Below are 23080 nucleotides of genomic sequence, written 5' to 3' on the forward strand. Positions count from 1 at the left end.
ACCCCAACATCCTCGCGAAAATGTGTATCAAAGGAACCCAAATCCCCCTCCACAACACGCGGAGAGAAACCGGGGTATCAACATATCTGGCGTTGACTTTTGGCACACTGTTGAGTTCTCAAGGAACGAACACTCACATCAGACTCCCTCTCAGGAATCCTCCGGATGTTTTTTCGGCGTTTCGCTTCGACACTATCCCGTCTTTGATTCAACGCAAAATCGTGGTTCAGAAGGCGCGCTTGGGCGCGCCTGAGAGCCTCAGTGCGTTGGATGGGGATCGTTGATAGTGCCATATCGCCCGGCTGCGTGTTCAACGCGGTCTCTCGACCCTGCGTTGCTATGGCTTAGTAAGCCCACAGCGCGCCAAGCGACTCGTCCAACGTTAGGCGTCCAGGAGACGTTCGTCAAGTCGCTGCCCTGCGCCTCCTCGGCTTGTGTGGTCGGTACGGGCTGACGGTGGGCTCGCCGTCCAACCAGTACCGCCACGGGTAGGCTGCCCCGGCTCCGCCCACGCCCGTACGCGGTCCGGTTCGCACGGTATGCGAGCGCACCGGTCGGCCCGTGAGAATGCGCAGGTCAGCCGCCTGCTCCTCCCCGCAGACATCCGCTCCGTCCAGCTCCCGGTCGATCGCCAGCGCGGTGGCCAACCGGGCGGGTCCTTGGGCGAGTTCCGACTCCTTTCGGGCTTTCGGGCGTCGTGCCCACGCCCGTTCGGTGCCCCGCACCACCTCCGCGCCACGGAGCAGCACCCCGCTCGCGTGGTCCTCCGGCCCGCAGACCAGGTTGAGGTTCCACCACATCCCGTAGATGAAGTAAACGTACGCGTGACCCGGCGGACCGAACATCGAGGCGTTGCGTCGGGTACGACCCCGGAAGGCGTGTGAGCCGGGGTCGACCTCACCCGCGTACGCCTCCACCTCCGTCAGTCTCAGCTCGAGGGATCCCTCCACGGTGTTGCGGACGAGCGTCCTGCCGAGGAGGTCGGGGGCGACTTCGAGAACGGGTCGGTCGAAGAAGGAACGGGAGAGTGGTTCGCGGCCGACATCGTCACCTTGGGTGGTGTCCTGGTCAACGATCATGTCCTCGAAGTCTAACGGGGAGAGGGAACCGCCAGCAGCGCTGACGCGTATGTTCTGGGGCAGGGAGTCACAACCAAGGATTACAGGCCGTTCTGGAGAGGAAGAGCATGGGCTTCAAGAAGCTGCTGGCCAGTGTGGGCGCCGGAGGTGCCTCGGTCGAGACGGTGTTGACCGATCCGAACGTGGTGCCGGGCGGCGTCGTGCAGGGGGAGGTACGTATCCAGGGCGGCTCCGTCGCTCAGCAGATCGAGAGCCTGTCCGTGGGGCTGCAAGCCCAGGTCGAGGTGGAGACGCAGGACAGCGAGTTCAAGGAGAACATCAAGTTCAACCAGCAGCAGTTGGGTGGGGCTCTGGACGTGCAGCCCGGCGCGGTGCACACGGTGCCGTTCGGGTTGGAGATCCCCTGGGAAGCGCCGGTCACCTGCTTCATGGGGCATCAGCTGACCGGCATGAGCGTGGGCGTCGTGACCGAGCTCGCCATCGCTCGGGCCGTCGACTCCGGGGATCTCGACCCTGTCAACGTCCACCCGCTGCCCGCGCAGCAGGCTCTGCTCGACTCGTTCGGCGCGCTGGGCTTCCGCTTCAAGAGTGCTGATCTGGAGAAGGGCCACATCCGCGGCACCCGACAGCGGTTGCCCTTCTACCAGGAGATCGAGTTCTACGCCCCCGAGCAGTACCGGGGACTGAACATGGTCGAGCTCAGCTTCGTGGCGGACCACCGGGAGATGGACGTCGTGCTGGAGATGGACAAGAAGCCCGGACTGTTCACCGAGGGCAGCGACTCGTACCGCTCGTTCCGCATGGGTCTGGACAGCTACCAGGAAACAGACTGGACCGCCTACCTCAACCAGTGGTTGTCGGAGGTCGGCGGCAAACGCAACTGGTTCTGAGACGCACGGGCGCACGAGCTTGGGGGTAGGCCCGGGTCCGGGGATCAGTCGTTCCCGGACCCGCCCCGCGTCCCCGTGCCAGGCCCCGTAGCCGCATCGCCTTCAACACCGCGCCGTGCCGTGGCATGCCGTCAGCCGAGCAGCACCGCCAGCGGCGAGTCCCGCACCGCCCAGTACCCCACGGCCGCGGAGAAGATCTCGGCGGCGCTGTGTGCGTCCCGGGGCGAGAACCGCTCGAAGTCCGACCAACCACTGGTCAGGACCAGGTAACCGGCAGGCTCGCCGAGCCACGACAGGTCGGTGAGGCAGTCGGCCAGTGCGTCCCAGTTGCGCCCGAACCAGTCCGGCAGCTCCAGTCCGAGCACACAGGCCTCAAGGAAACCGGCCTTGTCCGTCACCCCGCCCAGATCCACGACCGCGGCCTGCCAGTTCTCCGCCTGGGCCTGGAGCAGTGCCTCCGGTCCGATGGAGGGCACCCGATACACCCCGGGCGGCACCGTGCCCTCGAAGAGGCCGCTCAGGCCGTCGTCCGGCAGATCGGGGAGTTGCGCGGGACTGGTCAATTGCACCACCGCTTCACAGTCATCTCGTGGTCAGGGGATAACGTCCGGTTCCGCCGGCCGGGTGGCGGACGCCCGGAGGTACGGTCACCGCGGCCCGGCGAGACGGGCGCCGGCTGCTTCCGCATGGCCCGCTACCCGCGAAACGGTCGTCGTATCTCCGATCGCGGGTCTGAAGCCTCCAGGTCTGGTAGGCACCCGAAGGAGAGCCGGTCGTACGCACGTCACCGCACAGGCCGCGGCCGAGGCGGCGTGGAGCGGAGGGCCCGTGCGGGGGGCGAGGCGAGGTCTTCCGAGGCACTCAGCCATGCTGTCAGCCCGGTCCCGTCAGGCTGGTTAGGCTGGCCGACGCAGCGATTCGTACAACAAGGAGGTTTCCGCGGTGACCGATCAGAAGCGACGCCCGCTCCCGCACGACTTTCATCCGGCGGTGCCCGAGTTCACCGTCGTGAGCGATGATCTGACGGAGGGCGGCACGCTGGCGGAGGCACAGCTGCACGCGGAGGGCAACACCTCTCCGCATCTCAGGTGGGAGGGATTCCCCGCCGAGACCCGGAGCTTCGCGATCACCTGTTTCGATCCCGACGCACCGACCGGCAGCGGTTTCTGGCACTGGTCCGTCTTCGACATCCCCGCCGACGTGACCGAGCTGCCCACCGGCGCTGGTACGGGCGGCATGCGGGGCCTCCCGGAGAAGGCCGTGCACGTACGGAACGACTACGGCACTCGGGACTTCGCCGGCGCGGCCCCGCCGCCCGGGGACGGACCGCACCGCTATGTCTTCACCGTGTACGCCGTGGGCACGGACACGCTGGGCCCGGATGCCGAGGCGACACCCGCGGTGGTGGGCTTCAACCTCCGGTTCAAGGCCCTCGCGCGTGCCCAGCTCATCGGTGAGTACGAGATCCCAGCCGAGGGCTGACCAACAGGCTCACGTCGCCGTACCCCATGCTCGCGCGACTGGGGTACGGCGACGTGCGTACGGCGGGAAGGCGCGTGGGAAACAGCGCGGGGGAACAGCGCGGGGAAAATCCGTTGCGCTCACCCCGCGCCTTCCCGCACTGTGTCCTTGGGCAGTCGGCACCGCGACCGCGGGGACCGCAGTGGCGCTCGTGTCAGCGCCGCGTCCGCCGGAGTCCGACGTACGTCGGGCGACCGCGCCGGCTGCCCGTCGTGCGACCGGGCGGCCCCCACGGACTTCCGTATCCCCACACGCCCGCCCCCGCGAGCACCTTCCCGCCACACGCCGGCGCACGTCCATGCCCCATGCCGTGCGCCCGTCGCGCGCCGTCCCGTCTCCGGGGAAATTGCGTTGTCCGCCATCCCGGGCGCCGGCACAGTGGTGCCAGCCCGCCGACGGGGCGGGGATGGGACCGGGAGGTGGGGGCATGCGCGAGACGTTGGTCCTCAACGCGAGCTTCGAGCCGCTGTCGACAGTGTCCCTGCGGCGCGCGGTGGTACTGATCATGCAGGACAAGGCGGTCGTGGAGCACGCGCACACCGGTCTGCGGGTCCGCGCGGAGAGCGTCGACCTCCCGGTGCCACAGGTGATCAGGCTGTGCAGATACGTACGGGTGCCCTTCCGACCACGGGCGCCGTGGTCACGGCGCGGGGTCCTCGTACGGGACAGGCACCGGTGCGCGTACTGCGGACGTCGAGCGAGCACGGTGGACCACCTCGTCCCCCGCTCTCAGGGAGGCGCCGACTCGTGGCTCAACACGGTCGCGGCGTGTGCGACGGACAACCACCGCAAGGCTGACCGTACGCCCACCCAGGCGGGGATGCGGCTGCTCGCCCGCCCCTTCGAGCCGACGCCGGGTGACGCGCTGCTGCTGGCGCTGGGACTGGGCGAGAGCACGGCGCTGCCGGAGTGGCTGCGGGTGCCTGGTGCCGCGCCGGCGGCCTGAGCGAACGGCCGGGAAGTCCGCTCAGCCGAGCAGGAGTTGAGCGATCGCCGCCATCCCGACCAGAACGATGATGCTCCGCAGCACGGTCGGTGGCAGCTTCCGCCCGATACGGGCGCCGAACTGGCCACCGACCGTGCTGCCGATCGCGATCAGCACCACGACCGTCCAGTCGAGTTCCGCTACGAAGACGAAGAACACGGCCGCGGTGCCGTTGACGATGGCGCTCAGGACGTTCTTCACGGCATTGAGGCGTTGCAGGTCCTCGTCGAGCATCAGGCCCATGAGTGCCATGTAGATGATGCCTTGAGCGGCGCCGAAGTAGCCGCCGTAGACGCTGGCGAGGGTCATCCCGACAGGCAGTAGGGGCCCGCCGTGCGCGGGAGCTTCGGTGCCGTTGCGCGCCCGGCGGGACTGTACCGCCCGGGACAGCCTGGGTTGTGCGACCACCAACACGAGAGCGACGGCGATCAGCGCCGGCACGATGAGCGCGAAGGCGCTCGAGGGCAGCACCAGCAGCAGCACCGCCCCGGCGAGTCCTCCGAGGAACGCGCCGCCGGCCAGCCGTAGTATCCGGTCCCGTTGACCACGCAGTTCCCGCCGGTAGCCGATCGCTCCGCTGATCGAACCCGGGACGAGTCCGAGCGCGTTGGAGACGTTCGCGGTGACCGGTGGAAGCCCTACCGCCAGCAGCACCGGGAAGGTGATGAGCGTCCCGGAACCGACGATGGTGTTGATGGTGCCCGCGCCAACGCCCGCGATGCTGACGGCCAGCGCTTCCCAGATGCTCACGTCACGCCCCTCGGATGATGTTCTGCCCAGTGCGAGGCATCATGCCTGAGAGCGTCCGTGGCTCACCGGCCGGGTGGCCCGTCACCGGGACGCCCGCGGACGGGCGTACGAGTGCCCGGGACGTACGGAGCGTGCCGCTCAGTCCGTCGGCGGCTGCTGGGCCGGCGGCTTGGCCAGTCGGCCGCCCGCGGCGCTGTCGCTGCCCGCGCTGCTGCCCCCACCGGGCTTGAAGCCGTCGAGGGCGCCGCCGAGACCCTTGAGGGCGTCGCCGATCTCGCTGGGCACGATCCACAGCTTGTTCGCGTCACCCTCGGCGATCTTCGGGAGCATCTGGAGGTACTGGTACGACAGGAGCTTCTGGTCCGGGTCGCCGGCGTGGATGGACTCGAAGACGGTACGGATCGCCTGCGCCTCGCCCTCCGCCCGCAGAGCGGCGGACTTGGACTCGCCCTCGGCCTTGAGGATGGCCGACTGCTTCTCGCCCTCCGCGGTCAGGATGGCCGACTGGCGTACGCCCTCGGCACGCAGGATCTCCGCCCGCTTGTCCCGGTCGGCGCGCATCTGCTTCTCCATCGAGTCCTGGATGGAGGTCGGTGGTTCGATCGCCTTGAGTTCAACCCGGTTGACCCGGATGCCCCACTTGCCGGTCGCCTCGTCGAGCACGCCACGCAGCGCGGCGTTGATCTCCTCCCGGGAGGTGAGGGTGCGCTCCAGGTCCATACCGCCGATGATGTTGCGCAGCGTGGTGACGGTCAGCTGCTCGATCGCCTGAATGTAACTGGCCACCTCGTAGGTCGCCGCCCGGGCGTCGGTTACCTGGTAGTAGATCACGGTGTCGATGTTGACGACCAGGTTGTCCTGGGTGATCACCGGCTGCGGTGGAAACGGCACGACCTGTTCCCGCAGGTCCACCTTGTTCCGCACGGTGTCGATGAACGGCACGACGATGTTGAGACCCGCGTTGAGCGTGCGGGTGTACCGCCCGAAACGCTCCACGATGGCGGCGTTCGCCTGCGGGATGACTTGGATCGTCTTGATGAGCGCGATGAAGACCAACACCACCAGGATCACCAGAACGATGATGATGGCGTCCATGACCCGTCCCCCTGCCCGTGGCTAGAGATTCGCTGTGGGCTTGCCCGTCCGCGTATGGTTCGGGAACCCTCGGTTGCGCGGTGCTTACCCATCCGCACTGCACGGCCATCACATCACGACGGCGGTCGCTCCGTCGATCTCGGCCACGTCGACCCGACTCCCTGGCTCATAGGCGGCGTTGGTGTCCAGTGCGCGTGCTGACCAGACCTCGCCCGCGAGCTTGATCCGCCCGCCCTGTCCGTCCACCCGCTCCAGCACGACGGCCTGTTTGCCCTGCAGCGCGTCGACTCCGCTGCGCAGTCCGGGCTGTTGGCCGGCGGCCCGCTTGGCGAGCGGGCGTACGGCCAGGGTCAGCGCCGTGGAGACGATCGCGAAGACCAGGACCTGGGCGACGATGTCGCCACCCACTCCCGCGGTGATCGCCGATGCGACCGCGCCGACCGCGAACATGCCGAACTCCGGCATGGCGGTGAGCACGAGGGGGATTCCGAGTCCTACGGCGGCCACCAGCCACCACACCCATGCGTCCACACGTCCATGGTAGACGGGGTGTCAGCTCAACGGCAGCCCCTGTGCCGACCAGCGGGAGCCGGTCTGCTCCACCACCAGCGGAAGTCCGAAGCACAACGACAGGTTGCGCGCGGTCAGTTCGGTCTCCATCGGGCCCGCGGCGAGCACCCTCCCCTGGCGGATCATCAGCACGTGGGTGAAGCCCGGCGGGATCTCCTCGACGTGGTGCGTGACCATCACCATCGAGGGGGCGTACGGGTCGCGGGCCAGTCTCCCCAGGCGGCGTACGAGGTCCTCGCGCCCGCCCAGGTCGAGGCCCGCGGCCGGCTCGTCCAGCAGCAGCAACTCGGGGTCGGCCATCATCGCGCGGGCGATCAGGGTGCGCTTGCGCTCGCCCTCGGAGAGGGTGCCGAACTTCCGGTTCAGGTAGTCGTTCATCCCGAGCCGGTCGAGGAACGCGAGCGCGCGCTCCTCGTCCACCGCCTCGTAACTCTCCCGCCAGTGCGCCGTCATGCCGTACGCCGCGGTGAGCACCGTCTCCAGCACGGTCTGGTTCCGCGGCAGCTTCTCGGCCAGTGCGAGGCCGGCCATCCCGATACGGGGGCGCAGTTCGAAGACGTCGACGGCGCCCATCCGCTCTCCGAGGATGGTGGCGTGTCCCGTGGTCGGGTAGAGGTAACTGGAGGCGATGTTCAGCAGGGTGGTCTTACCAGCGCCGTTCGGCCCGAGGATGACCCATCGCTCGCCCTCCTTCACCGACCAGGAGACGTCTTCCACCAGAGCACGGCCCTCACGGACCACCGATACGTCCACCAGCTCCAGTACATCGCTCATGAGCGCGTCGTCTCCCATGCAAGTCGCTGTTGCCTGTACCTCACGGCACACTCCCCAGGGGAAAACTTACGCCACCCGTCGCTCTGAGCGTTCCCTAGGCTGGGAGTCATGCTGGAGGAACCACGTTCGGGACGGATGACCGCATGGGGAAATGCCCTTTTTGCCGGAGAGGCCTCGCCAGACGAAGCCGTGGAGTGGATCGTCGGTGACGACACCCCGCACCGGGTGTCCGGACTGCCGGACGGCGCCGCCCCGGACGACCGTCCCGTGGGACTGACCCTGGCACTGGGACGGCTGCGTACGCTCGGCGCCCGGGCACTCCGGATCGCCCTCCCCGTGCCGGGGCATCCTTTGGGGCTGAGCGGGCCCCCGGAGTTCAACTCGCTGGCGCTGGACGCTGGTGAGGCGGTGCTGGTGTCCGGTACGGCCCACGGTTTCGTGCCGGAGGTACGCGCGGCGGGCCCCGCCGGTGAGCGAAGTCACCCCGCGGACACGAGTCTCGAGGTGCTGTGGCACTGCATGCCGGTCCGGGACGCGCCACCCGCGGACGTGCCCTCGCTGGGTGAGGCCGAGCGTGAGCTGGCGGAGGCCATGCGTGAGGCCACCGACACGCTGACCCGGCTGGACGTGGCGGGCTCGGGCCCGGTGGCTCAGGCGGCGCTGGACGCCTACCGCGGACGCGTGGAGGCGGGGCGGCGGCTGCTGGCCCCCGGTTACCCGCCGCGGGCCGTACGGGTGTTGGAACTGGCGCAGCGGGTGCACGCGCTGGTCTCCATCGCGCACGGCGAGACGGACGGCGGCCGGGAGCACGGAGCCGCGGTGAGCGGGTCGGAGATCGCCGTGCGAGCGGCGGCGCTGCGCCCGGTGGAGCGCACCGCGCGCCGGGCACAGGTCGCGGCCTACAACGCGTACGCGGAGGTGTCGGAGCGCGGCCGGGCCTGAGCCGGTCCCGGAGGGACCCTCGGGGCGATGCACGAGGGGGCGAGATGTGCCGCCCGCGAACCCTGGTAGACCGAGGAGTACCGGTCGACCGCGGCTTGGCCGGGCCCCACGGAGGGATGCTCCGCGGGGCCACTGTGCGGGTGCCCGGAGGTCAGCGGTTGGCGCAGACGTTCCCGTTGGCCGGGTTCAGCAGACCGATGACGTTGACGGTGTTCCCGCAGACGTTGGCGTCCAGGTTCACCGGCGCCTGGATCACGTTGCCCGAGACGATGCCCGGCGAGCCGGCGGCCTTCCCCTTGGCGCTCGCGCCGTCCATGCCCTCTCCGTCGCCCGCCAGCGCCGAGCCGGCCGACGCGCCGACGGCGACCCCCGCCGCGGCGAGCACCAGGGCGGTCTTCTTCGCGGTCTTCATCAGGTAGCTCCTCCTGTGTTCCGCGGCTCCAGCGTCGAAGCCACGTCCTGAGCAACGGCTCACCGCCCCGGACGGCACGGGTGTGGCCCGGAGATTGGCCCGTTTGGCGCAGTAAGCGGCCCGCCAGGACACGGCTCCCCCTCCCGCCGGGAGCCGTGTCCNGTCGAAGCCACGTCCTGAGCAACGGCTCACCGCCCCGGACGGCACGGGTGTGGCCCGGAGATTGGCCCGTTTGGCGCAGTAAGCGGCCCGCCAGGACACGGCTCGGCCTCCCGCCGGGAGCCGTGTCCTGGCGGGAGGCCGATCCGTGCTGCCGACCGAAGAAGGTCAGCGGTTGGCGCAGACGTTCCCGAACGCCGGGTTCAGCAGACCGATGACGCTGATGGAGTTGCCGCAGACGTTGGCGTCCACGTCCACCGGCACCTGGATCACGTTGCCCGAGACGATGCCCGGCGAGCCGGCAGCCATGCCCTTGGCGCTCGCGTCGTCGGCGGCGGAAGCCACGCCGGCACCGCTGACGATCAGGCCGCCCGCGGCGATGGTGACGGCGACGAGCTTCTTCATGTTCTTCACTTCTGGACCCTCCTACGCATAACCCGCGGCGATCACCGCGGCGCCCTGGAGAACGCGGCGGGAGCGGAGGGGACACGAGCACGAAGCCCACACCACCCGACAGAATGAAAATCCGTCAGGGGTCAACCCGTCACACCGTGGCGTACGGCCCACAGCGCGGCCTGCGTGCGGTCCGCCAGGTCGAGCTTCATCAGGATGTTCGAGACATGAGTCTTCACCGTCTTCTCCGACAGCACCAGGGAGCGGGCGATCTCCCGGTTCGACCGTCCGTCCGCGAGCAGCCCGAGGACCTCGCGTTCCCGGTCGGTCAGCACCGCTCCACGGCCACCGCCGGGACCCTCGTCGTCCGCGAGCAGCGCGTCGGCGACCTCCGGCTGAAGCAGTACGTGTCCGGCGTGCACGGAGCGGATGGCGTCTGCCAGCGCCTCCGGATCGACGTCCTTGTAGACGTAGCCGGCGGCACCGGCCCGCAGGGCCGGCACGACGGTGCGCTGCTCGGTGAAACTGGTGACCACCAACACCCGGGCGCGGTTGCCCCGGGAGCGGAGTTCCTGGAGCGCCTCGATGCCGTCCACTCCGGGCATCTTCACGTCCATCAGGATGACCTCGGGCGCCAACTCCTCGGCACACCGGACGGCCTCCGCGCCGTTCGCGGCCTCCCCCACCACGGCGATGTCCGCCTGGATCTCCAGAAAGGTCCGCAGCCCACGGCGCACCACCTGGTGGTCGTCCACCAGCAGAACCCTGATCGGCTCCGACTCAGCCACCGGGCACCTCCACCTCGATCACGGTGCCCTCTCCGGGTTGTGAGAGCACCCTCAGCCGTCCCCCGACCCCGCTGGCCCGGTCGCGCATGGACACCAGCCCCAGGTGGCGTCCGGCCCGACGGACCGCGCGCGGGTCGAAGCCGGTACCGTCGTCGGTCACCCTCAGCATCGCCCCGGCGCCATGCCGGGTCAGCTCCACCTCGACCCGTTCCGCACTCGCGTGCCGCAGGGCGTTGTGCAGCGCCTCCTGAGCCACCCGCAGCAGAGCCTCCTCCTGTGCGGTGGGCAGCGCCCGTACGCCCGTGCAATCGAAGGTGACCTGGGCGGAGTGCGCCCGGTTCAGCACCTGCGTCTGTGAACGCAGGGCGGCGACCAGGCCGTCCTCCTCGAGGGCGGCGGGGCGCAGTTCCACGACGGCGGCGCGCAGTTCGTCCACCGCCTCGGTGGCGAGTCGGGAGACCTCGTGCAGCTCGCTCTTGGCCCGCGCCGGGTCCCGGTCGATCAGCGTGGCAGCGGCCTGTGCGGTGAGACGTAGGGAGAAGAGCTTCTGCGCCACGGCGTCGTGCAGTTCGTGTGCGATACGGGCACGCTCGTCGGCGATGGTCAGCTCCCGGCTGCGTTCGTACAGCCGGGCGTTGGTCAGGGCGATGGCGGCGTGCTGGGCGAGCACCCGCAGCAACTCCTCGTCCTGCCCGGTGAATCCGCATTCGCCGGACGGTTTGGCACACCGCTTGTTGGCCAGGAAGAGGGCTCCCAGGACGTCGTTGTCGTCGGCGATCGGCATGCCCAGGAAATCGACGAGTTCCGGATGGGACGCCGGCCACCCGCCGAACCTGGGATCGTCGCGGACGTCGGCGAGCCGCTGCGGGGAGCCCTCGTGCAGCATCGCGGCGAGGATTCCGTGCTGCCGTGGCAGTGGCCCGATCCTCCGCCACTCCTCGTCGCTCACCCCGTCCACGACGAACTGCGCGAAACCGCCGTGGTCGTCCGGCACTCCCAGCGCGGCGTACTCCGCGCCGAGCAGTTCCCGCGCGGAGGCGACGATGGTCTGGAGGACGTCGCGGACCTGGAGATGCCGGTTCATGGCGAGCAGGGCGGCGCTGACGGCGGCCAGGCCGGTGCGGTGGACCATGCCGCTCACCGTATCGGCGGCGGCGGAACCGGCGGATCGTCCGGCGGCAGTGGAGCGGCCGGGGCGGGGGACGTAGGACCACGGGTGTACGACCTCCCGGAGTCCGGGGGTGACGAGCCGCCCAGCGGCGGAGAGTGACCCGGACGGCAAACCCGGCACGCCCGCCACACGTGCCTCGGCGGGCGGACCCCGATGGGGGGTCCGCCCGCCGACCTGCCACGCGCGTTCCTGGCGGCCTCCTACCGGCACTGGCCGCGCGGGCAGGTAGCGGAGTGACCACGTGCTCGCTGACGCGGGCCGCGCACGGCTACTTGCGCATGACCTCCGGCTCGTGCCGGCGCAGCAGCTTGATAACGATGAACAGGCAGATCAGGCCAATGAGGATCAGCATGCTCATGTCCAAGAGATAGATGCCAGCGCTGTGCTCCCAGAGGGGATCAAGATCATTCGGCTTCTTCTCGTCCCAGGGCGGCATCAGGTGCCCCAAGTCGATGGAAGCCCCTGCCGCGCCCACCGCCCAGCGAGCGGGCATGAGCCAGGCCGCCTGGGTGAGTCCGGGAGAACCGAACAGTTGGAACAGCGTGCCGGTGAAGACGACCTGCACGATCGCGAACATCACCAACAACGGCATGGTCTTCTCCGCTGTCTTCACCAGTGACGAGATGACCAGCCCGAAGGCCATGGAGGTGAAGCCCAGCGCAACGATGGCGACGCCCATCTCCATGGCGGGCGGCATGAACAGGCCCTGTTTGGGCATCTCACGCGTCGAGAAGCCGATGCCGCAGATAATCAGGCCCTGCAGGATGGTGATCAGGGTGAGGACAAGCACCTTGGACATGAGGTAGGCGGAACGTGAGAGGCCGGTGGCCCGCTCACGTTCGTAGATGACCCGCTCCTTGATCAGCTCACGCACGGCGTTGGCCGCCGCCGAGAAGCTCATGCCCACCGCGATGATCATCAGGATGGGGCCAGCCTGCGAGTTGAACGCCTTCGGGTTCTTTTCGTGGAGGGGGTTCTGCTCGAAGCCGTACTCGGAGGGCATAAGCGTGCTGACGAACCCAAGAACCATCGGGAGCAGCACCGACAGCAGCATGAAGCCCCGGTCGGAGGCGATCACCGAGAGGTATCTGCGCACCAGGGTCCAGAACTGTGAGCCCCAGCTCTGCGGCTTCTGCATCTGCCGCGGCACCTGCGGCATGGCCTGCCGGCTCTGCGGCTCGACCGCGTCGATGTCCGCGGCGTACATCTGGTAGTGCTGGGAGCCGTGCCAGCGACCCATCCAGTCGTAGTCGCGGTAGTTCTCGAAGGCTGAGAAGACGTCGGCCCAGGTGTCGTAGCCGAAGAAGTTGAGGGCCTCCTGCGGCGGGCCGAAGTACGACACGCCACCGCCGGGAGCCATGACCAGCAGCTTGTCACACAGCGCCAGCTCGGCGACGGAGTGCGTGACCACCAGGACCGTACGGCCGTCGTCCGCCAAGCCACGGAGCAGCTGCATGACGTCCCGGTCCATGCCGGGGTCGAGGCCGGAGGTCGGCTCGTCCAGGAAGATCAACGAGGGCTTGGTCAACAGCTCCAGGGCTACCGAGACACGCTTGCGCTGACCGCCGGAAAGGGAGGTGATCTTCTTGTCCGCGTGGATGTCGAGCTTCAGCTCGGCGAGGACCTCTTCGATACGGGCATTGCGCTCGCTGTCCGCGACGTCGCCCGGGAAGCGGAGGCGGGCGGCGTACCGCAGGGCGGTGCGCACGGTGAGCTCCTTGTGCAGGATGTCGTCCTGCGGGACCAGCCCGATGCGCTGACGCAGCTCGGCGAAGTGCTGGTAGAGGTTCCGGTTGTCGTAGAGGACCTCACCGACGTCGGCCGGCCGGTAGCCGGTCAGCGCGCGCAGCAGCGTGGACTTGCCGGAACCGGACGGGCCGATCACGGCCACCAGGGACTTCTCCGGCAGGCCGAAGGTGACGTTGTTGAGGATCACCTTGTCGTTGTCCACCTTGACCGTGAGGTGGCGAGCCGAGAACGACACCTCACCGGTGTCGACGAACTCCTCGAGTCGGTCCCCCACCAGGCGGAACGTCGAGTGGCCGACGCTGACCGTGTCCTGCGGCGTGATGACGGCGGAGCCGGCCTTGGGCAGCGGCTGTCCGTTGACATACGTGCCGTTGTGGCTGCCGAGGTCGTGGATCTCGAAGCGACCGTCGGGCGAGGCACGGAACTCAGCGTGGTTCCGGGAGACCTGAAGGTCTGAGACCACCAGCTCGTTCTCCAGCGCACGACCGATCCGCATGACGCGACCGAGCGAGAACTGGTGGAAAGTCGTCGGGCTGCGGTCACCTCCGCCCTGCGCGGGGTGCTGGTGCTGCTGAGGTGTCTGCTGCGGCACGTGCTGCTGCGGCACATGGTGTTGCGGCTGCTGCTGCCAGCCCGGCGGCGGCTGCATCTGCTGCTGCGGTGGCTGCTGACTCCAATGGCCGCCCTGCTGGGCCGGGGCCGCCTGCGGCTGGTGGTACTGCGTGGCGGCCTGATGCTGCGCCGGAGCCGCCGCCACACCGCCGGAGAGGCTCAGGCGCGGACCGTCCGTGGCGTTGCCCAAGTGCACGTTCGTGCCCGGGCCGATCTCCAGCTGCTGGATGCGCTGACCCTGGACGTAGGTGCCGTTCGTGCTGCCGTGATCCTCGATGAGCCAGCCGCTGCCTCCCCATCGCACGGTGGCGTGCCGCCAGGAGACTCTGGCGTCGTCGATCACTACGTCACCCTGCGGATCACGCCCGAGGTTGTACGCCCTGGACGGATCGAGCGTCCAGGTCTGTCCGTTCAATTCCAGTACGAGTTCCGGCACTCCATGCCCCACAAAGTTGTCCCCCGAGTCACCCCCCGTACGGGGGTCTAGGGATGGCGAACATCGTGGGGAACTATTTCAGGCTCCCCCGCCTGACAGGAAGTCGCCCCTGGAAAGTGCACACGGGAAGCGACGAATCCGATCCTGACCCGTGGAGGCTGCGACCTCCGTCGATCCGTACGGCAGCTGACGATCCAGTGCGAGCACGATACGGACAACCACCGGGTCCGTCCAGTATGCGGCCCCGGCAGGAAAGCTGCCGGGCACAGCGATACCGTGAACGCATCATGACCCCATCGCAGGAAGCTCACGACGCCGCTCAGACCGAGGCCCCGACCGTCCTGGTCAAGATCTTCGGAAAGGACCGGCCCGGCATCACGGCAGGGTTGTTCGACACCCTGGCCGCGTACTGGGTCGATGTGATCGACATCGAGCAGCTCGTCACACGTGGCCGGATCACGCTGTGCGCGCTGGTCAGCGCCCCGTCCGGGGGTGAGGACGAGGGCGCGCTGCGCGCGACCGTGCACAGTTGGGCGGAGTCCATGGGCATGGACGCCGAGATCATCACGGGCACCGGCGACAACCAGCCCCGCGGCCTCGGTCGCTCCCATGTCACCGTGCTCGGGCACCCGCTCACCGCTCGGTCGACCTCCGCCATAACGGCCAGCATCACCTCCACCGGCGGCAACATCGACCGCATCTTCCGACTCGCGAAGTACCCGGTGACCGCTGTGGAGTTCGACGTCTCGGGTGCGGGCACCGCCGAGCTGCGGACCGCACTCGCCCAGGAGGCGGCCCGGCACAAGGTCGACGTGGCGGTGGTGGCCTCCGGGCTGCACCGGCGTGCCCAGCGGCTGATCGTCATGGATGTCGACTCCACCCTGATCCAGGACGAGGTCATCGAACTCTTCGCCGCGCACGCGGGGTGTGAGGCCGAGGTCGCCGAGGTCACCGCGCAGGCGATGCGCGGCGAGCTGGACTTCGAACAGTCCCTGCACGCCCGGGTGCGGCTGCTGGCCGGACTGGACGAGTCGGTGGTGGAGAAGGTACGCGAGGAGATACGACTGACTCCGGGTGCCCGCACCCTGGTCGGTACGCTCAAGCGGCTCGGCTACCAAGTCGGTGTGGTTTCCGGCGGGTTCACCCAGGTCACGGACGCGCTACAGGAGAGCATGGGATTGGATTTCGCCTCCGCCAACACCCTGGAGGTGGTCGACGGGAAACTCACCGGACGGCTCACCGGGGAGATCGTCGACCGTCCCGGAAAGGCGCGGTTGCTACGCCGGTTCGCGGAGGAAGCGGGTGTGCCGCTCAAGCAGACCGTGGCGATCGGTGACGGCGCCAACGATCTGGACATGCTCAACGCCGCCGGTCTTGGCGTGGCGTTCAACGCCAAGCCGGTGGTACGGGAGGCCGCGCACACGGCGGTGAACGTGCCGTTCCTGGACACCGTGCTGTATCTGCTCGGTATAACCCGGGACGAGGTCGAGGCGGCCGAGATCACCGACTGACGGGGCAGGCCGGCACAGCTGGGCGCTCGCTCGCACGTGCCTGGGACTCCGCTCGGCCCTGCCAATTCTGTGTGCCCGTACGACAGCGGAGCTGTCACCCGCCGCCCTACGGGCCCGCGGCCGGTCCGCCACTTCGTGCTCGACACACCACGGCTGCTGTGGCCCCAGGCCACAGCATGCCAGGACGGCGCTTCGTCGCGTTACTCGTGTGGCGCCCAGAACGTCGTCAGGGTCCCTGCCCCCGGCTCCACCGACTTCCATGTCCCGTTGAACCGCAGTACCGCCAGCGCCGAGGTGGGGAAGCCCCGCCGCGCCATGTGTGCCGCGCTGTCCCCCTCCACGCCACCTGCCAGGGTTTCCGCGACCGTCTGCATGCCCGGATTGTGGCCCACCACCAGGACGTCCGCGACCTCCTCCGGAAGCTCGTTCAGGACAGAGATGATCTCGCCGGTGGAGGCTTCGTACAGCCGGTCCTCATAGATCGTGCGTGGCCGCTCGGGGAGCTTTGTGACGACCAGCTTCCAGGTCTCCCTAGTGCGTGCCGCGCTGGAACAGAGGGTGAGTTGGGGGGAGATGCCGTGCGCGGTCAGCCACTCGCCGACAAGAGGGGCGTCCTTACGGCCCCGCTCCGCGAGGGGACGCTCATGGTCGCTCACATCGGGCCAGTCTGCCTTCGCATGCCGGAGAAGGACGATACTGCGGGGCACATCGACGCTCATGCTTCCAGCTTCGCATGAAACGCCGGGCTGAGCGCGAGAGGTTGGGGATACTCACCAACTCCACACCGCCCCGGCCGACGACCCACGCGCGAGCGGCGTGCCACCACGTCAGCATCACCCCGGCAGTATCTGCGCGAAGTGCTGCAGCACGCGCGTCACGGCTCTGTCGTCCCCGGCGGAAGCCTCCCCTCCGCCTGTCGCCTCAGCCTGCCCGCTCCCCACGAGGAGCAACAGCAACGCCAGGAACGCGACGACCGGAAGCACCACCGCCCACCAGGGCAGGTGGGCGTTCGCCCCGTGATAGCCGGGACGAGACGGGGGCGGGGTGGTCTGCACAACTGCGGGCATGGGAGTCGCCTCCGTGGTCGGGTGGATCTTCGAACGCCGCCTTCGACGCTACGGCGGCTGCGAAGCCGAACCCATCAGGTGACCCACCCAGTTGCCCCTGAACCCAGCCCCCTAAGGGTTGGGGGGCCAGCCCCACCCCCGGACCGCGCTTCGCGCCCGGCCAGGCGCATAGGCGTACGCCACGGGCGCTGGCCACCGCGGGGCTTGCCGACTGCCCACGGCCGCGCCGTCGCCGCACCGAATGGGGCTCGGCACCACGCTTCGGGCCGGCCCGGCCCGAAGCGGCCGGTCAGGGTGCGGCGATGGAGGCGATCACGCCGATGACCACGAAGATGCCGAATATCGTGGCGAAGACCAGCAGCAGCTTCTTCTGGCCGTTCTGCGGATTGGGTTCCAGTACGGGCATACCGCTCAGTCTCCCACTCAGTTTCCGTCCTCCACGCACCGGTCCCGACCGGCCAGCACGCCCATCACCATCTGGACGAGCATCAGGCCGGTCATCAGCACCAGCGGCAGATGCCACCCACCGCTGTACTCCCGCAGCGCACCGACCAGCAGGGGCCCGGGGATGGAGATGAGGTAACCGGTGCTCTGCGCGAAGGCGGAGAGTTTCACGACGCCCGCGCTGGTCCGCGACCGCATCCCGAGCATGGTGAGGACCAGGGGGAACGCGCAGTTGGCCACTCCCAGCGACATCGCCCACAGCCACGCCCCCGCCCCGGGCGCGAACCAGAGGCCCGCATAACCAGTCAACCCGCAGACCCCGAGGACGACCGCGAGAGGCCCCTGGTGGCTCATCCGGGCCGCGATCCTCGGCAGTACGAAGGACAGCGGCACCCCCAGGCCCATCGTGACCGCGAGCATCACCCCGGCGGTGGAGGCGGGAACACCCGCGTCCCGGAAGATCTGCGGCAACCAGCCCATCACGATGTACGCCGCCGAGGCCTGGAGCCCGAAGAACACGGCGAGTGCCCAGGCGGTGGGCGAGCGGGTGATACGCAGGCTCTCCGCCCCCGCCTCCTCGGCCGAGAAGGTCTCCGGGTGCTGGCCCGCGGCGCCCGCGCCCTCGCCGGCGGGCGTGCTCCGCTTCCTGCGCCCCCACAGCACCAGGGCCCAGGGCACCATCGCCGCGACCCCGACGACGGCCCAGGCCCCCAGTCCCTTACGCCAGTCGCCGCCCAGCGCGTCGGTGATCGGCACGGTCAGTGCCGCGGCGCCGGCCGTACCAAGGGAGAGCCCCATGGAGTAGAGCCCGGTCATCGAACCGACCCGGTCCGGGAACCAGTGCTTGACCACCACGGGCATCAGGACGTTACTCACCGCGATCCCGGCCAGCGCGCCCGCGCTTGCGAGCAGGAAGAAGGTCGTGCCGCCGGCCAGTGGACGCAGTGCCAACCCGACCGTGACCGCCGCCATACCGGCGAGCACCACCGCTCCCGGCCCCCAGCGGCGTGCGAGCCGGGGAGCGAGCCCGCCGAAGGCGGCGAAGCACAGGGCCGGGACGGAGGTGAGCAGACCGGCCACCGTGCCACTCATGCCGAGACCCTGCCGCACCTCGGCCAACAACGGGCCCAGACTGGCGATCGCCGGGCGCAGGTTGAGCGCCGCCAGCACCAGCCCGACCGTTACCAGGCTGAGGCGCCATCCGGCGAAGCGCGACTCCCCCGCCCTGCCCTGACTGTCCTGATTGTGTTGGCTGTGTTGGCTGCGTTGGTTACGCATCGGATCCACGTCGTCACCCGCCCGCCCGGAGCGCGAGGACGAGATGGCTGGGCTCGTGAGGTCGTCCTCTGTCGCAGTCATGGAGACCATCATAGAATCATTGGATGAATTGCCTCAATCCCGTCTCCCACCGTCCGGCGTCCCGCCCGGGCGATGGGCGGAGGCGTGGGATCATGAGCAGACACGCCTTCCGGCACGTCCACCCGCCCACGAGCCGGCCGAGCCCGGAAACACCGGAGAGTCATGTCGCTGACCTCGCCTCATCGTTCACCCCTGGCGGACCAGGTGATCGCCTCGCTGCGTGCCCAGATCACCTCGGGCGAGTGGCCGGTCGGTTCGCGCATCCCGACGGAGCCGGAGCTGGTGGAGCAGCTCGGGGTCGCCCGGAACACCGTGCGGGAAGCAGTGCGCGCGCTGGCGCACAACGGGCTGCTGGACATCCGCCAGGGCTCGGGGACGTACGTGGTGGCCACCAGCGAGCTGGCCGGGGTGATGCACCGGCGGTTCGCCAGCGCGGACTCCCGTCATGTCGCCGAGCTACGCACCGCGTTGGAGACGGAGGCGGCTCGGCTCGCCGCCCACCGACGCACCGAACAGGACCTCGCCCAGCTGGACATGCTGCTGGAGCGCAGGGAGACGGCGTGGAGTTCCGGTGAGGTCGAACGGTTCGTGGAGGCGGACGCCAACCTCCACCTGGCCGTCGTCGCCGCCTCGCACAACGATGTGTTGACAGCGGTATACGCCGACCTCGGTGACGTGCTGCGCGCCTACCTCCGGATCGATGTCGGGGAGCGGCTGCGCCCCGAGGACCACATGGATCACTCGGGCATGGTCCATGCGATTCACTCAGGCGACGCGGAGGCGGCTGCCCGGGAGGCCGGCTCCCACACCCGGGAGTGGGGTTGCGGAGTCAGTTCCTCCTCCGCCTGAGCGCTCTGCCCGCGTGGGTCAGCTCAGCCAACCGCCCGACCGTCCCGGACCTCCGCCATCACCACCGGGTCGCCCGTACGCCGCGACAGGTCGCACGCCTCGGCCACGTACAACGCCTCCAACGCGTCCGCCGCCGTACACGGACTGGGGGCCCGTCCGGCGACCACCCCCACGAAGGCGTCCAGCTCGGTGACGTACGCGTCGTGGAAACGCTCCAGGAAGGTACGGTACGGCGCGGCCGGCCGCCAGGACAGCTCGGCCTCCGCACTCGGCAGCGGCGAACGGTCGTCGAGCCCGACCACACGGGTGCCGGCGGAGCCGCACACCTCGAGGCGTACGTCATGCCCGGCGCCGTTGTAACGGGTGGCCGTGACGGTCGCGAGCACGTCGTCGTCGAAGCGCAACAGCGCGGCGCAGGTGTCGACGTCGTCGCCGTCCCGGAAGAACGCCTCACCGCGATTCGCCCCCTGCGCGTAGGCCCGCTCGACCGTACGTCCGGTCAGCCAGTGCAGGATGTCGAAGTCGTGGATGCTGCAGTCCCGGAAGAGGCCACCGGAGGCGGGGATGTATGCAGCGGGGGGCGGCGTCTGGTCCGAGGTGAGCGCCCGCAGGGTGTGCAGCCACCCCAACCGACCTTCCCGCAGGTCCTCCCGCGCGGCCTGGTAACCCTGGTCGAAGCGACGCTGGAAGCCGATCTGCACGGGCGTCCCCGCGCTAGCCTCGCGCTCCGCGATGGCCAGGGTGCCGGCCACGTCCGGAGCCACCGGCTTCTCGCAGAACACCGCGATCCCGGCGTCCAACGCCCGGTGCAGCAACGGGGCGTGAGCGTCGGTGGCCGCGGCGATCACCAGACCGTCGGGACGCGCGGCGTACAGCTCGGCCACGCTGGGCACGGCGTCCACTCCCGCGCCCAACTGTTCGGCGAGCGCCCCGGCCCGCTCGGCATCGGCATCGGCGAGCAGGACGGTGTCGACCGCGGGCAGCTCACCCAGGGTTCGCGCGTGCAACGCTCCGATCCGTCCGGTGCCGATCAGCCCGATCCGCATGTGCACTCCTCGCTACGGGTCCGTGCCCACGCTCCGGCCGGCCGCGGGTCAGCCATCGGGCGGTCGGAACGTGCGGGGTCAGGCTCCCATCATGTGCACGCCGCCGTCGACGTGTACGACCTCGCCGGTCGTCTTCGGGAAGAAGTCCGACAGCAGGGCCACCATGCCGCGCCCGGCCGGCTCCGGGTCGGTCAGCTCCCAGCCGATGGGCGCGCGATGGTTCCACACGTCGGCCAACTCCTCGAAGCCCGGGATGGACTTCGCGGCCATCGACCGGATCGGGCCCGCCGACACCAGGTTGCAGCGTACGTTCCGGCCGCCGAGGTCGCGCGCGAGATAGCGGTTGGTCGACTCCAGCGCGGCCTTGGCCACCCCCATCCAGTCGTACTTCGGCCAGGCGTACTGCGCGTCGAAGGTCAGGCCGACCACCGAACCGCCACGGGGCATCAGCGGCAGACAGGCGGTGGTGAGGGACTTCAGGGAGTAGGCCGAGACCTGCACGGCCGTGCTGACGTCCGCCCAATCGGCCTCCAGGAAGGTGAACGCGCCCTCCGGCCCGAAGGCGATGGAGTGCACCACCCCGTCCAGGTCGTCGACGTGCTCGCGCACCTTGTCGGCCAGACCGTCCAGGTGCTCCTGGTTGGTCACGTCCAGCTCGATGACCGGGGCGGGCTTGGGGAGCCGCTTGGCGATCCGCTCCACCAGGCTGACCCTGCCGAAGCCCGTCAACACCACTTCGGCGCCCTCTTCCTGGGCGACCCGGGCGGTGTGGAAGGCGATGGAGGACTCGGTGATGACACCGGTGACCAGGATGCGCTTGCCGGCGAGGATTCCACTCATGTCGTTCAGTGACCCATGCCCAATCCGCCGTCCACGGGAATGACGGCTCCGGTGATGTACGCGGCCTCCTCGGAAGCCAGGAAACGGACGCAGGAGGCGATCTCCTCGGTCCGGGCGTAGCGGCCCAGCGGCACCTGCTTGACGATACGGTCGCGCTGTTCGTCACTGAGCGCCTGCGTCATGTCGGTGTCGACGAAGCCGGGGGCCAGGACGTTGCAGGTGATGTTGCGGGAACCCAACTCCCGGGCGAGTGAGCGCGCGAACCCGACCAGGCCGGCCTTGGAGGCGGCGTAGTTCGCCTGCCCGGCGGAACCGAGCAGCCCCACCACCGAGGAGAGGAGCACGACCCGCCCCTTACGGGCACGGAGCATCCCCTTGGTGGCGCGCTTGGTCACCCGGAAGGTGCCGGTGAGGTTGGTCTCCAGCACGCTGGAGAAGTCCTCCTCGGACATCCGCAGCAGCAGTTGGTCCCGGTTCATGCCGGCGTTGGCGACCAGCACCTCGACCGCGCCCTGCTTCTCCTCCACCTCCTTGAAGGCACGCTCGACCTGCTCGGAGTCGGTGATGTCGCACCGGACCGCGAGCACTCCGAGGTCGGCCAGTTCGGCGGGCGGCTCCCCGGTGCGGTACGTGATGGCGACCTGGTCGCCCGCCTCGGCGAAGGACCGGGCGATGGCGAGACCGATGCCGCGGTTTCCTCCGGTGACGAGCACCGAGCGGCTCGATGGACTCACGCGGGACCACCCTTTCGTGTCTGGTGCAGCGATCGACGACTGGCCTACCGAACCTATCGGGTGGCCGTGCGCCACACGGAACCGTGGAGTACAGCACACCGCGATGACCACTGTGGGGTTCCCACAGCGACCCTGGCGTCCGGGGGACCTCCCGCCGGACCGGACTTGCCGGACCAGGCTGTCCGTACGGCGTCGCTTCGGCGTGGCACCGCTGGTTCAGGGGCGGCGTACCTCGAAGTGGAAGCAGCCGTACTCAACGGCCCGTACGTGTACCAGAGCCACCTCGGGCTGTTCGAACGCCTCGGTCAGCGCGGTGTCGTAGGCAGCACGGGTATCGAGGGGCAACTCGACGAGCCGGCCGCCGACGATCCGCCCGTGGGCGTCGTAGCGGCGGAACGCGCGCAGAGCGCCGGGCCGGGCGAAGGGGTAGCCGAGCGGCGGGTCATCCGGTCCCGGACACTCCTGGGCGTGGAGGAACACTGGCCCGGTCTCCTCGTACGCTCCGGGGTCGGCTCCAGTCTCGAGCGCCCAGCGGCGTAGCGGGGCGTAGGACACCAGAACTGTCCGTTCCCCGGGCAGGCTCTTGCGTAGGCAGCAGCGCAGCGGCTCGCCGCCGTGCGGCGTCGTGTGGGGGCGCGTCGGGCGGCCGGCGTCGTCGTTCACGCGCAGTTCGGCGAGTGCGGCCGGGTCGACGGGCCGCGGGCGGTATGTGGTCATCTGTCGAAGTCTGCTCCGGGGGCGGCGAGGTCGCCGGCGTTTTTCGGACGCCGTCTCGGGTGGTTCTCCGTGGCGACGGACCCGACGTCCGTGAGTTATCCACAGGGTCTTCGCGATGGATGGCGTCCGAATGCGGCGAGGAGCAGAATGAGGCCCGGCTGGCCGTGTTGTTCGGTTCGGCTGGTTT

At 69.3% G+C, this 23080-nt stretch carries 26 protein-coding genes; 7 read left to right on the forward strand and 19 right to left on the reverse strand.

Annotated features, from left to right (window positions below; all coding sequences use genetic code 11):
• On the forward strand, positions 1-284 hold a 284-nt coding region (locus AN216_RS29740), incomplete at its 5' end, for a hypothetical protein (RefSeq protein ID WP_212732720.1).
• Positions 285-404: 120 nt separating this feature from the next.
• Here AN216_RS29740 and AN216_RS17690 read toward each other — a convergent pair.
• Positions 405-1079, reverse strand: coding sequence for a DNA-3-methyladenine glycosylase (locus tag AN216_RS17690; protein ID WP_070197672.1), 675 nt, complete (start codon positions 1077-1079; stop codon positions 405-407).
• 107 nt (positions 1080-1186) lie between these two features.
• Here AN216_RS17690 and AN216_RS17695 point away from each other — a divergent pair, with 107 nt between their 5' ends.
• On the forward strand, positions 1187-1969 hold the full coding sequence (locus AN216_RS17695) for a sporulation protein (protein ID WP_070197673.1): 783 nt from the start codon (positions 1187-1189) through the stop codon (positions 1967-1969).
• A 131-nt stretch (positions 1970-2100) separates the two neighbouring features.
• Here AN216_RS17695 and AN216_RS17700 read toward each other — a convergent pair whose 3' ends face one another.
• Positions 2101-2532, reverse strand: coding sequence for a barstar family protein (locus AN216_RS17700; RefSeq protein WP_070197803.1), 432 nt, complete (start codon positions 2530-2532; stop codon positions 2101-2103).
• 379 nt (positions 2533-2911) lie between these two features.
• Between AN216_RS17700 and AN216_RS17705 the strand changes: the two genes are divergently transcribed.
• Entirely contained in the window at positions 2912-3451 is a 540-nt protein-coding gene (locus tag AN216_RS17705) for a YbhB/YbcL family Raf kinase inhibitor-like protein (RefSeq protein WP_070197674.1), read from the forward strand.
• A 466-nt stretch (positions 3452-3917) separates the two neighbouring features.
• Positions 3918-4436 (forward strand): HNH endonuclease, encoded by a 519-nt coding sequence (locus AN216_RS17710; RefSeq protein ID WP_070197675.1) that lies wholly within the window; start codon positions 3918-3920, stop codon positions 4434-4436.
• Positions 4437-4457: 21 nt separating this feature from the next.
• Here AN216_RS17710 and AN216_RS17715 read toward each other — a convergent pair whose 3' ends face one another.
• From AN216_RS17715 to AN216_RS17730, 4 genes are all read right to left on the reverse strand, one after another.
• Entirely contained in the window at positions 4458-5225 is a 768-nt protein-coding gene (locus AN216_RS17715) for a sulfite exporter TauE/SafE family protein (RefSeq protein WP_070197676.1), read from the reverse strand.
• Between the two features lie 138 nt (positions 5226-5363).
• Positions 5364-6320, reverse strand: a complete 957-nt coding sequence (locus AN216_RS17720; protein ID WP_070197677.1) for an SPFH domain-containing protein — start codon at positions 6318-6320, stop codon at positions 5364-5366.
• 108 nt (positions 6321-6428) lie between these two features.
• Positions 6429-6851, reverse strand: coding sequence for an NfeD family protein (locus AN216_RS17725; protein ID WP_070197678.1), 423 nt, complete (start codon positions 6849-6851; stop codon positions 6429-6431).
• A 21-nt stretch (positions 6852-6872) separates the two neighbouring features.
• Positions 6873-7664, reverse strand: coding sequence for an ABC transporter ATP-binding protein (locus AN216_RS17730; protein WP_070197804.1), 792 nt, complete (start codon positions 7662-7664; stop codon positions 6873-6875).
• Between the two features lie 108 nt (positions 7665-7772).
• On the opposite strand from AN216_RS17730, the gene AN216_RS17735 reads away from it, so the two are divergent.
• Positions 7773-8606, forward strand: a complete 834-nt coding sequence (locus AN216_RS17735) for a hypothetical protein (protein ID WP_070197679.1) — start codon at positions 7773-7775, stop codon at positions 8604-8606.
• Between the two features lie 151 nt (positions 8607-8757).
• Here the strand turns inward: AN216_RS17735 and AN216_RS17740 are convergent, their stop codons facing one another.
• The 5 genes from AN216_RS17740 to AN216_RS17760 all read right to left on the reverse strand — a co-directional run bounded on the left by AN216_RS17740 (position 8758) and on the right by AN216_RS17760 (position 14338).
• Positions 8758-9018 (reverse strand): chaplin, encoded by a 261-nt coding sequence (locus AN216_RS17740; protein WP_070197680.1) that lies wholly within the window; start codon positions 9016-9018, stop codon positions 8758-8760.
• 327 nt (positions 9019-9345) lie between these two features.
• Entirely contained in the window at positions 9346-9591 is a 246-nt protein-coding gene (locus AN216_RS17745; protein WP_070197681.1) for a chaplin, read from the reverse strand.
• A gap of 122 nt (positions 9592-9713) precedes the next feature.
• Positions 9714-10358: a response regulator gene (locus AN216_RS17750; protein WP_070197682.1), complete on the reverse strand. Its 645-nt coding sequence runs from the start codon at positions 10356-10358 to the stop codon at positions 9714-9716.
• On the reverse strand, positions 10351-11490 hold the full coding sequence (locus AN216_RS17755; protein ID WP_070197805.1) for a GAF domain-containing sensor histidine kinase: 1140 nt from the start codon (positions 11488-11490) through the stop codon (positions 10351-10353). The genes AN216_RS17750 and AN216_RS17755 overlap by 8 nt, the downstream gene beginning before the upstream one ends.
• Before the next feature lie 307 nt (positions 11491-11797).
• Entirely contained in the window at positions 11798-14338 is a 2541-nt protein-coding gene (locus tag AN216_RS17760; protein ID WP_070197683.1) for an FHA domain-containing protein, read from the reverse strand.
• A gap of 275 nt (positions 14339-14613) precedes the next feature.
• On the opposite strand from AN216_RS17760, the gene serB reads away from it, so the two are divergent.
• Positions 14614-15837, forward strand: a complete 1224-nt coding sequence (serB, locus tag AN216_RS17765; RefSeq protein ID WP_070197684.1) for a phosphoserine phosphatase SerB — start codon at positions 14614-14616, stop codon at positions 15835-15837.
• Positions 15838-16037: 200 nt separating this feature from the next.
• Here serB and AN216_RS17770 read toward each other — a convergent pair whose 3' ends face one another.
• The 4 genes from AN216_RS17770 to AN216_RS17780 form a co-directional block, all read right to left on the reverse strand.
• The gene (locus AN216_RS17770) at positions 16038-16556 is read right to left on the reverse strand and encodes a SixA phosphatase family protein (RefSeq protein ID WP_070197685.1); all 519 of its coding nucleotides are present in this window, start codon (positions 16554-16556) and stop codon (positions 16038-16040) included.
• 114 nt (positions 16557-16670) lie between these two features.
• Entirely contained in the window at positions 16671-16904 is a 234-nt protein-coding gene (locus AN216_RS17775; RefSeq protein ID WP_070197686.1) for a hypothetical protein, read from the reverse strand.
• Positions 16905-17193: 289 nt separating this feature from the next.
• Complete coding sequence (locus AN216_RS30725; RefSeq protein ID WP_275522375.1) at positions 17194-17310, reverse strand: SGM_5486 family transporter-associated protein; 117 nt, start codon at positions 17308-17310, stop codon at positions 17194-17196.
• Positions 17311-17327: 17 nt separating this feature from the next.
• A complete protein-coding gene (locus AN216_RS17780) occupies positions 17328-18707 on the reverse strand; it encodes a CynX/NimT family MFS transporter (RefSeq protein WP_420855760.1) in 1380 nt (459 codons plus the stop codon).
• Between the two features lie 162 nt (positions 18708-18869).
• Between AN216_RS17780 and AN216_RS17785 the strand changes: the two genes are divergently transcribed.
• Positions 18870-19556, forward strand: coding sequence for a FadR/GntR family transcriptional regulator (locus tag AN216_RS17785; protein ID WP_070197688.1), 687 nt, complete (start codon positions 18870-18872; stop codon positions 19554-19556).
• A gap of 23 nt (positions 19557-19579) precedes the next feature.
• Here AN216_RS17785 and AN216_RS17790 read toward each other — a convergent pair whose 3' ends face one another.
• The 4 genes from AN216_RS17790 to AN216_RS17805 all read right to left on the reverse strand — a co-directional run bounded on the left by AN216_RS17790 (position 19580) and on the right by AN216_RS17805 (position 22893).
• Positions 19580-20602, reverse strand: a complete 1023-nt coding sequence (locus AN216_RS17790) for a Gfo/Idh/MocA family protein (protein WP_070197689.1) — start codon at positions 20600-20602, stop codon at positions 19580-19582.
• A 78-nt stretch (positions 20603-20680) separates the two neighbouring features.
• A complete protein-coding gene (gene fabI / locus AN216_RS17795) occupies positions 20681-21442 on the reverse strand; it encodes an enoyl-ACP reductase FabI (RefSeq protein WP_070197690.1) in 762 nt (253 codons plus the stop codon).
• 5 nt (positions 21443-21447) lie between these two features.
• On the reverse strand, positions 21448-22176 hold the full coding sequence (fabG, locus tag AN216_RS17800; protein ID WP_070197691.1) for a 3-oxoacyl-[acyl-carrier-protein] reductase: 729 nt from the start codon (positions 22174-22176) through the stop codon (positions 21448-21450).
• 216 nt (positions 22177-22392) lie between these two features.
• A complete protein-coding gene (locus AN216_RS17805; protein WP_070197692.1) occupies positions 22393-22893 on the reverse strand; it encodes a DUF1203 domain-containing protein in 501 nt (166 codons plus the stop codon).
• Positions 22894-23080: the final 187 nt, after the last annotated feature.

This window comes from Streptomyces oceani (assembly GCF_001751245.1).
In the GTDB taxonomy this organism is placed as follows: Bacteria; Actinomycetota; Actinomycetes; order Streptomycetales; family Streptomycetaceae; genus Streptomyces; species Streptomyces oceani.

Bases quoted from the DNA above. Each gene is read 5' to 3' on its own strand.
- AN216_RS17690 (WP_070197672.1), bottom strand. From the start codon at position 1,079: ATGATCGTTGACCAGGACACCACCCAAGGTGACGATGTCGGCCGCGAA.
- AN216_RS17695 (WP_070197673.1), top strand. From the start codon at position 1,187: ATGGGCTTCAAGAAGCTGCTGGCCAGTGTGGGCGCCGGAGGTGCCTCG.
- AN216_RS17710 (WP_070197675.1), top strand. From the start codon at position 3,918: ATGCGCGAGACGTTGGTCCTCAACGCGAGCTTCGAGCCGCTGTCGACA.
- AN216_RS17720 (WP_070197677.1), bottom strand. From the start codon at position 6,320: ATGGACGCCATCATCATCGTTCTGGTGATCCTGGTGGTGTTGGTCTTC.
- AN216_RS17730 (WP_070197804.1), bottom strand. From the start codon at position 7,664: ATGAGCGATGTACTGGAGCTGGTGGACGTATCGGTGGTCCGTGAGGGC.
- AN216_RS17735 (WP_070197679.1), top strand. From the start codon at position 7,773: ATGCTGGAGGAACCACGTTCGGGACGGATGACCGCATGGGGAAATGCC.
- AN216_RS17740 (WP_070197680.1), bottom strand. From the start codon at position 9,018: ATGAAGACCGCGAAGAAGACCGCCCTGGTGCTCGCCGCGGCGGGGGTC.
- AN216_RS17755 (WP_070197805.1), bottom strand. From the start codon at position 11,490: ATGGTCCACCGCACCGGCCTGGCCGCCGTCAGCGCCGCCCTGCTCGCC.
- serB (WP_070197684.1), top strand. From the start codon at position 14,614: ATGACCCCATCGCAGGAAGCTCACGACGCCGCTCAGACCGAGGCCCCG.
- AN216_RS17770 (WP_070197685.1), bottom strand. From the start codon at position 16,556: ATGAGCGTCGATGTGCCCCGCAGTATCGTCCTTCTCCGGCATGCGAAG.
- AN216_RS17775 (WP_070197686.1), bottom strand. From the start codon at position 16,904: ATGCCCGCAGTTGTGCAGACCACCCCGCCCCCGTCTCGTCCCGGCTAT.
- AN216_RS30725 (WP_275522375.1), bottom strand. From the start codon at position 17,310: ATGCCCGTACTGGAACCCAATCCGCAGAACGGCCAGAAGAAGCTGCTG.
- AN216_RS17780 (WP_420855760.1), bottom strand. From the start codon at position 18,707: ATGACTGCGACAGAGGACGACCTCACGAGCCCAGCCATCTCGTCCTCG.
- AN216_RS17785 (WP_070197688.1), top strand. From the start codon at position 18,870: ATGTCGCTGACCTCGCCTCATCGTTCACCCCTGGCGGACCAGGTGATC.
- AN216_RS17790 (WP_070197689.1), bottom strand. From the start codon at position 20,602: ATGCGGATCGGGCTGATCGGCACCGGACGGATCGGAGCGTTGCACGCG.
- fabI (WP_070197690.1), bottom strand. From the start codon at position 21,442: ATGAGTGGAATCCTCGCCGGCAAGCGCATCCTGGTCACCGGTGTCATC.
- AN216_RS17805 (WP_070197692.1), bottom strand. From the start codon at position 22,893: ATGACCACATACCGCCCGCGGCCCGTCGACCCGGCCGCACTCGCCGAA.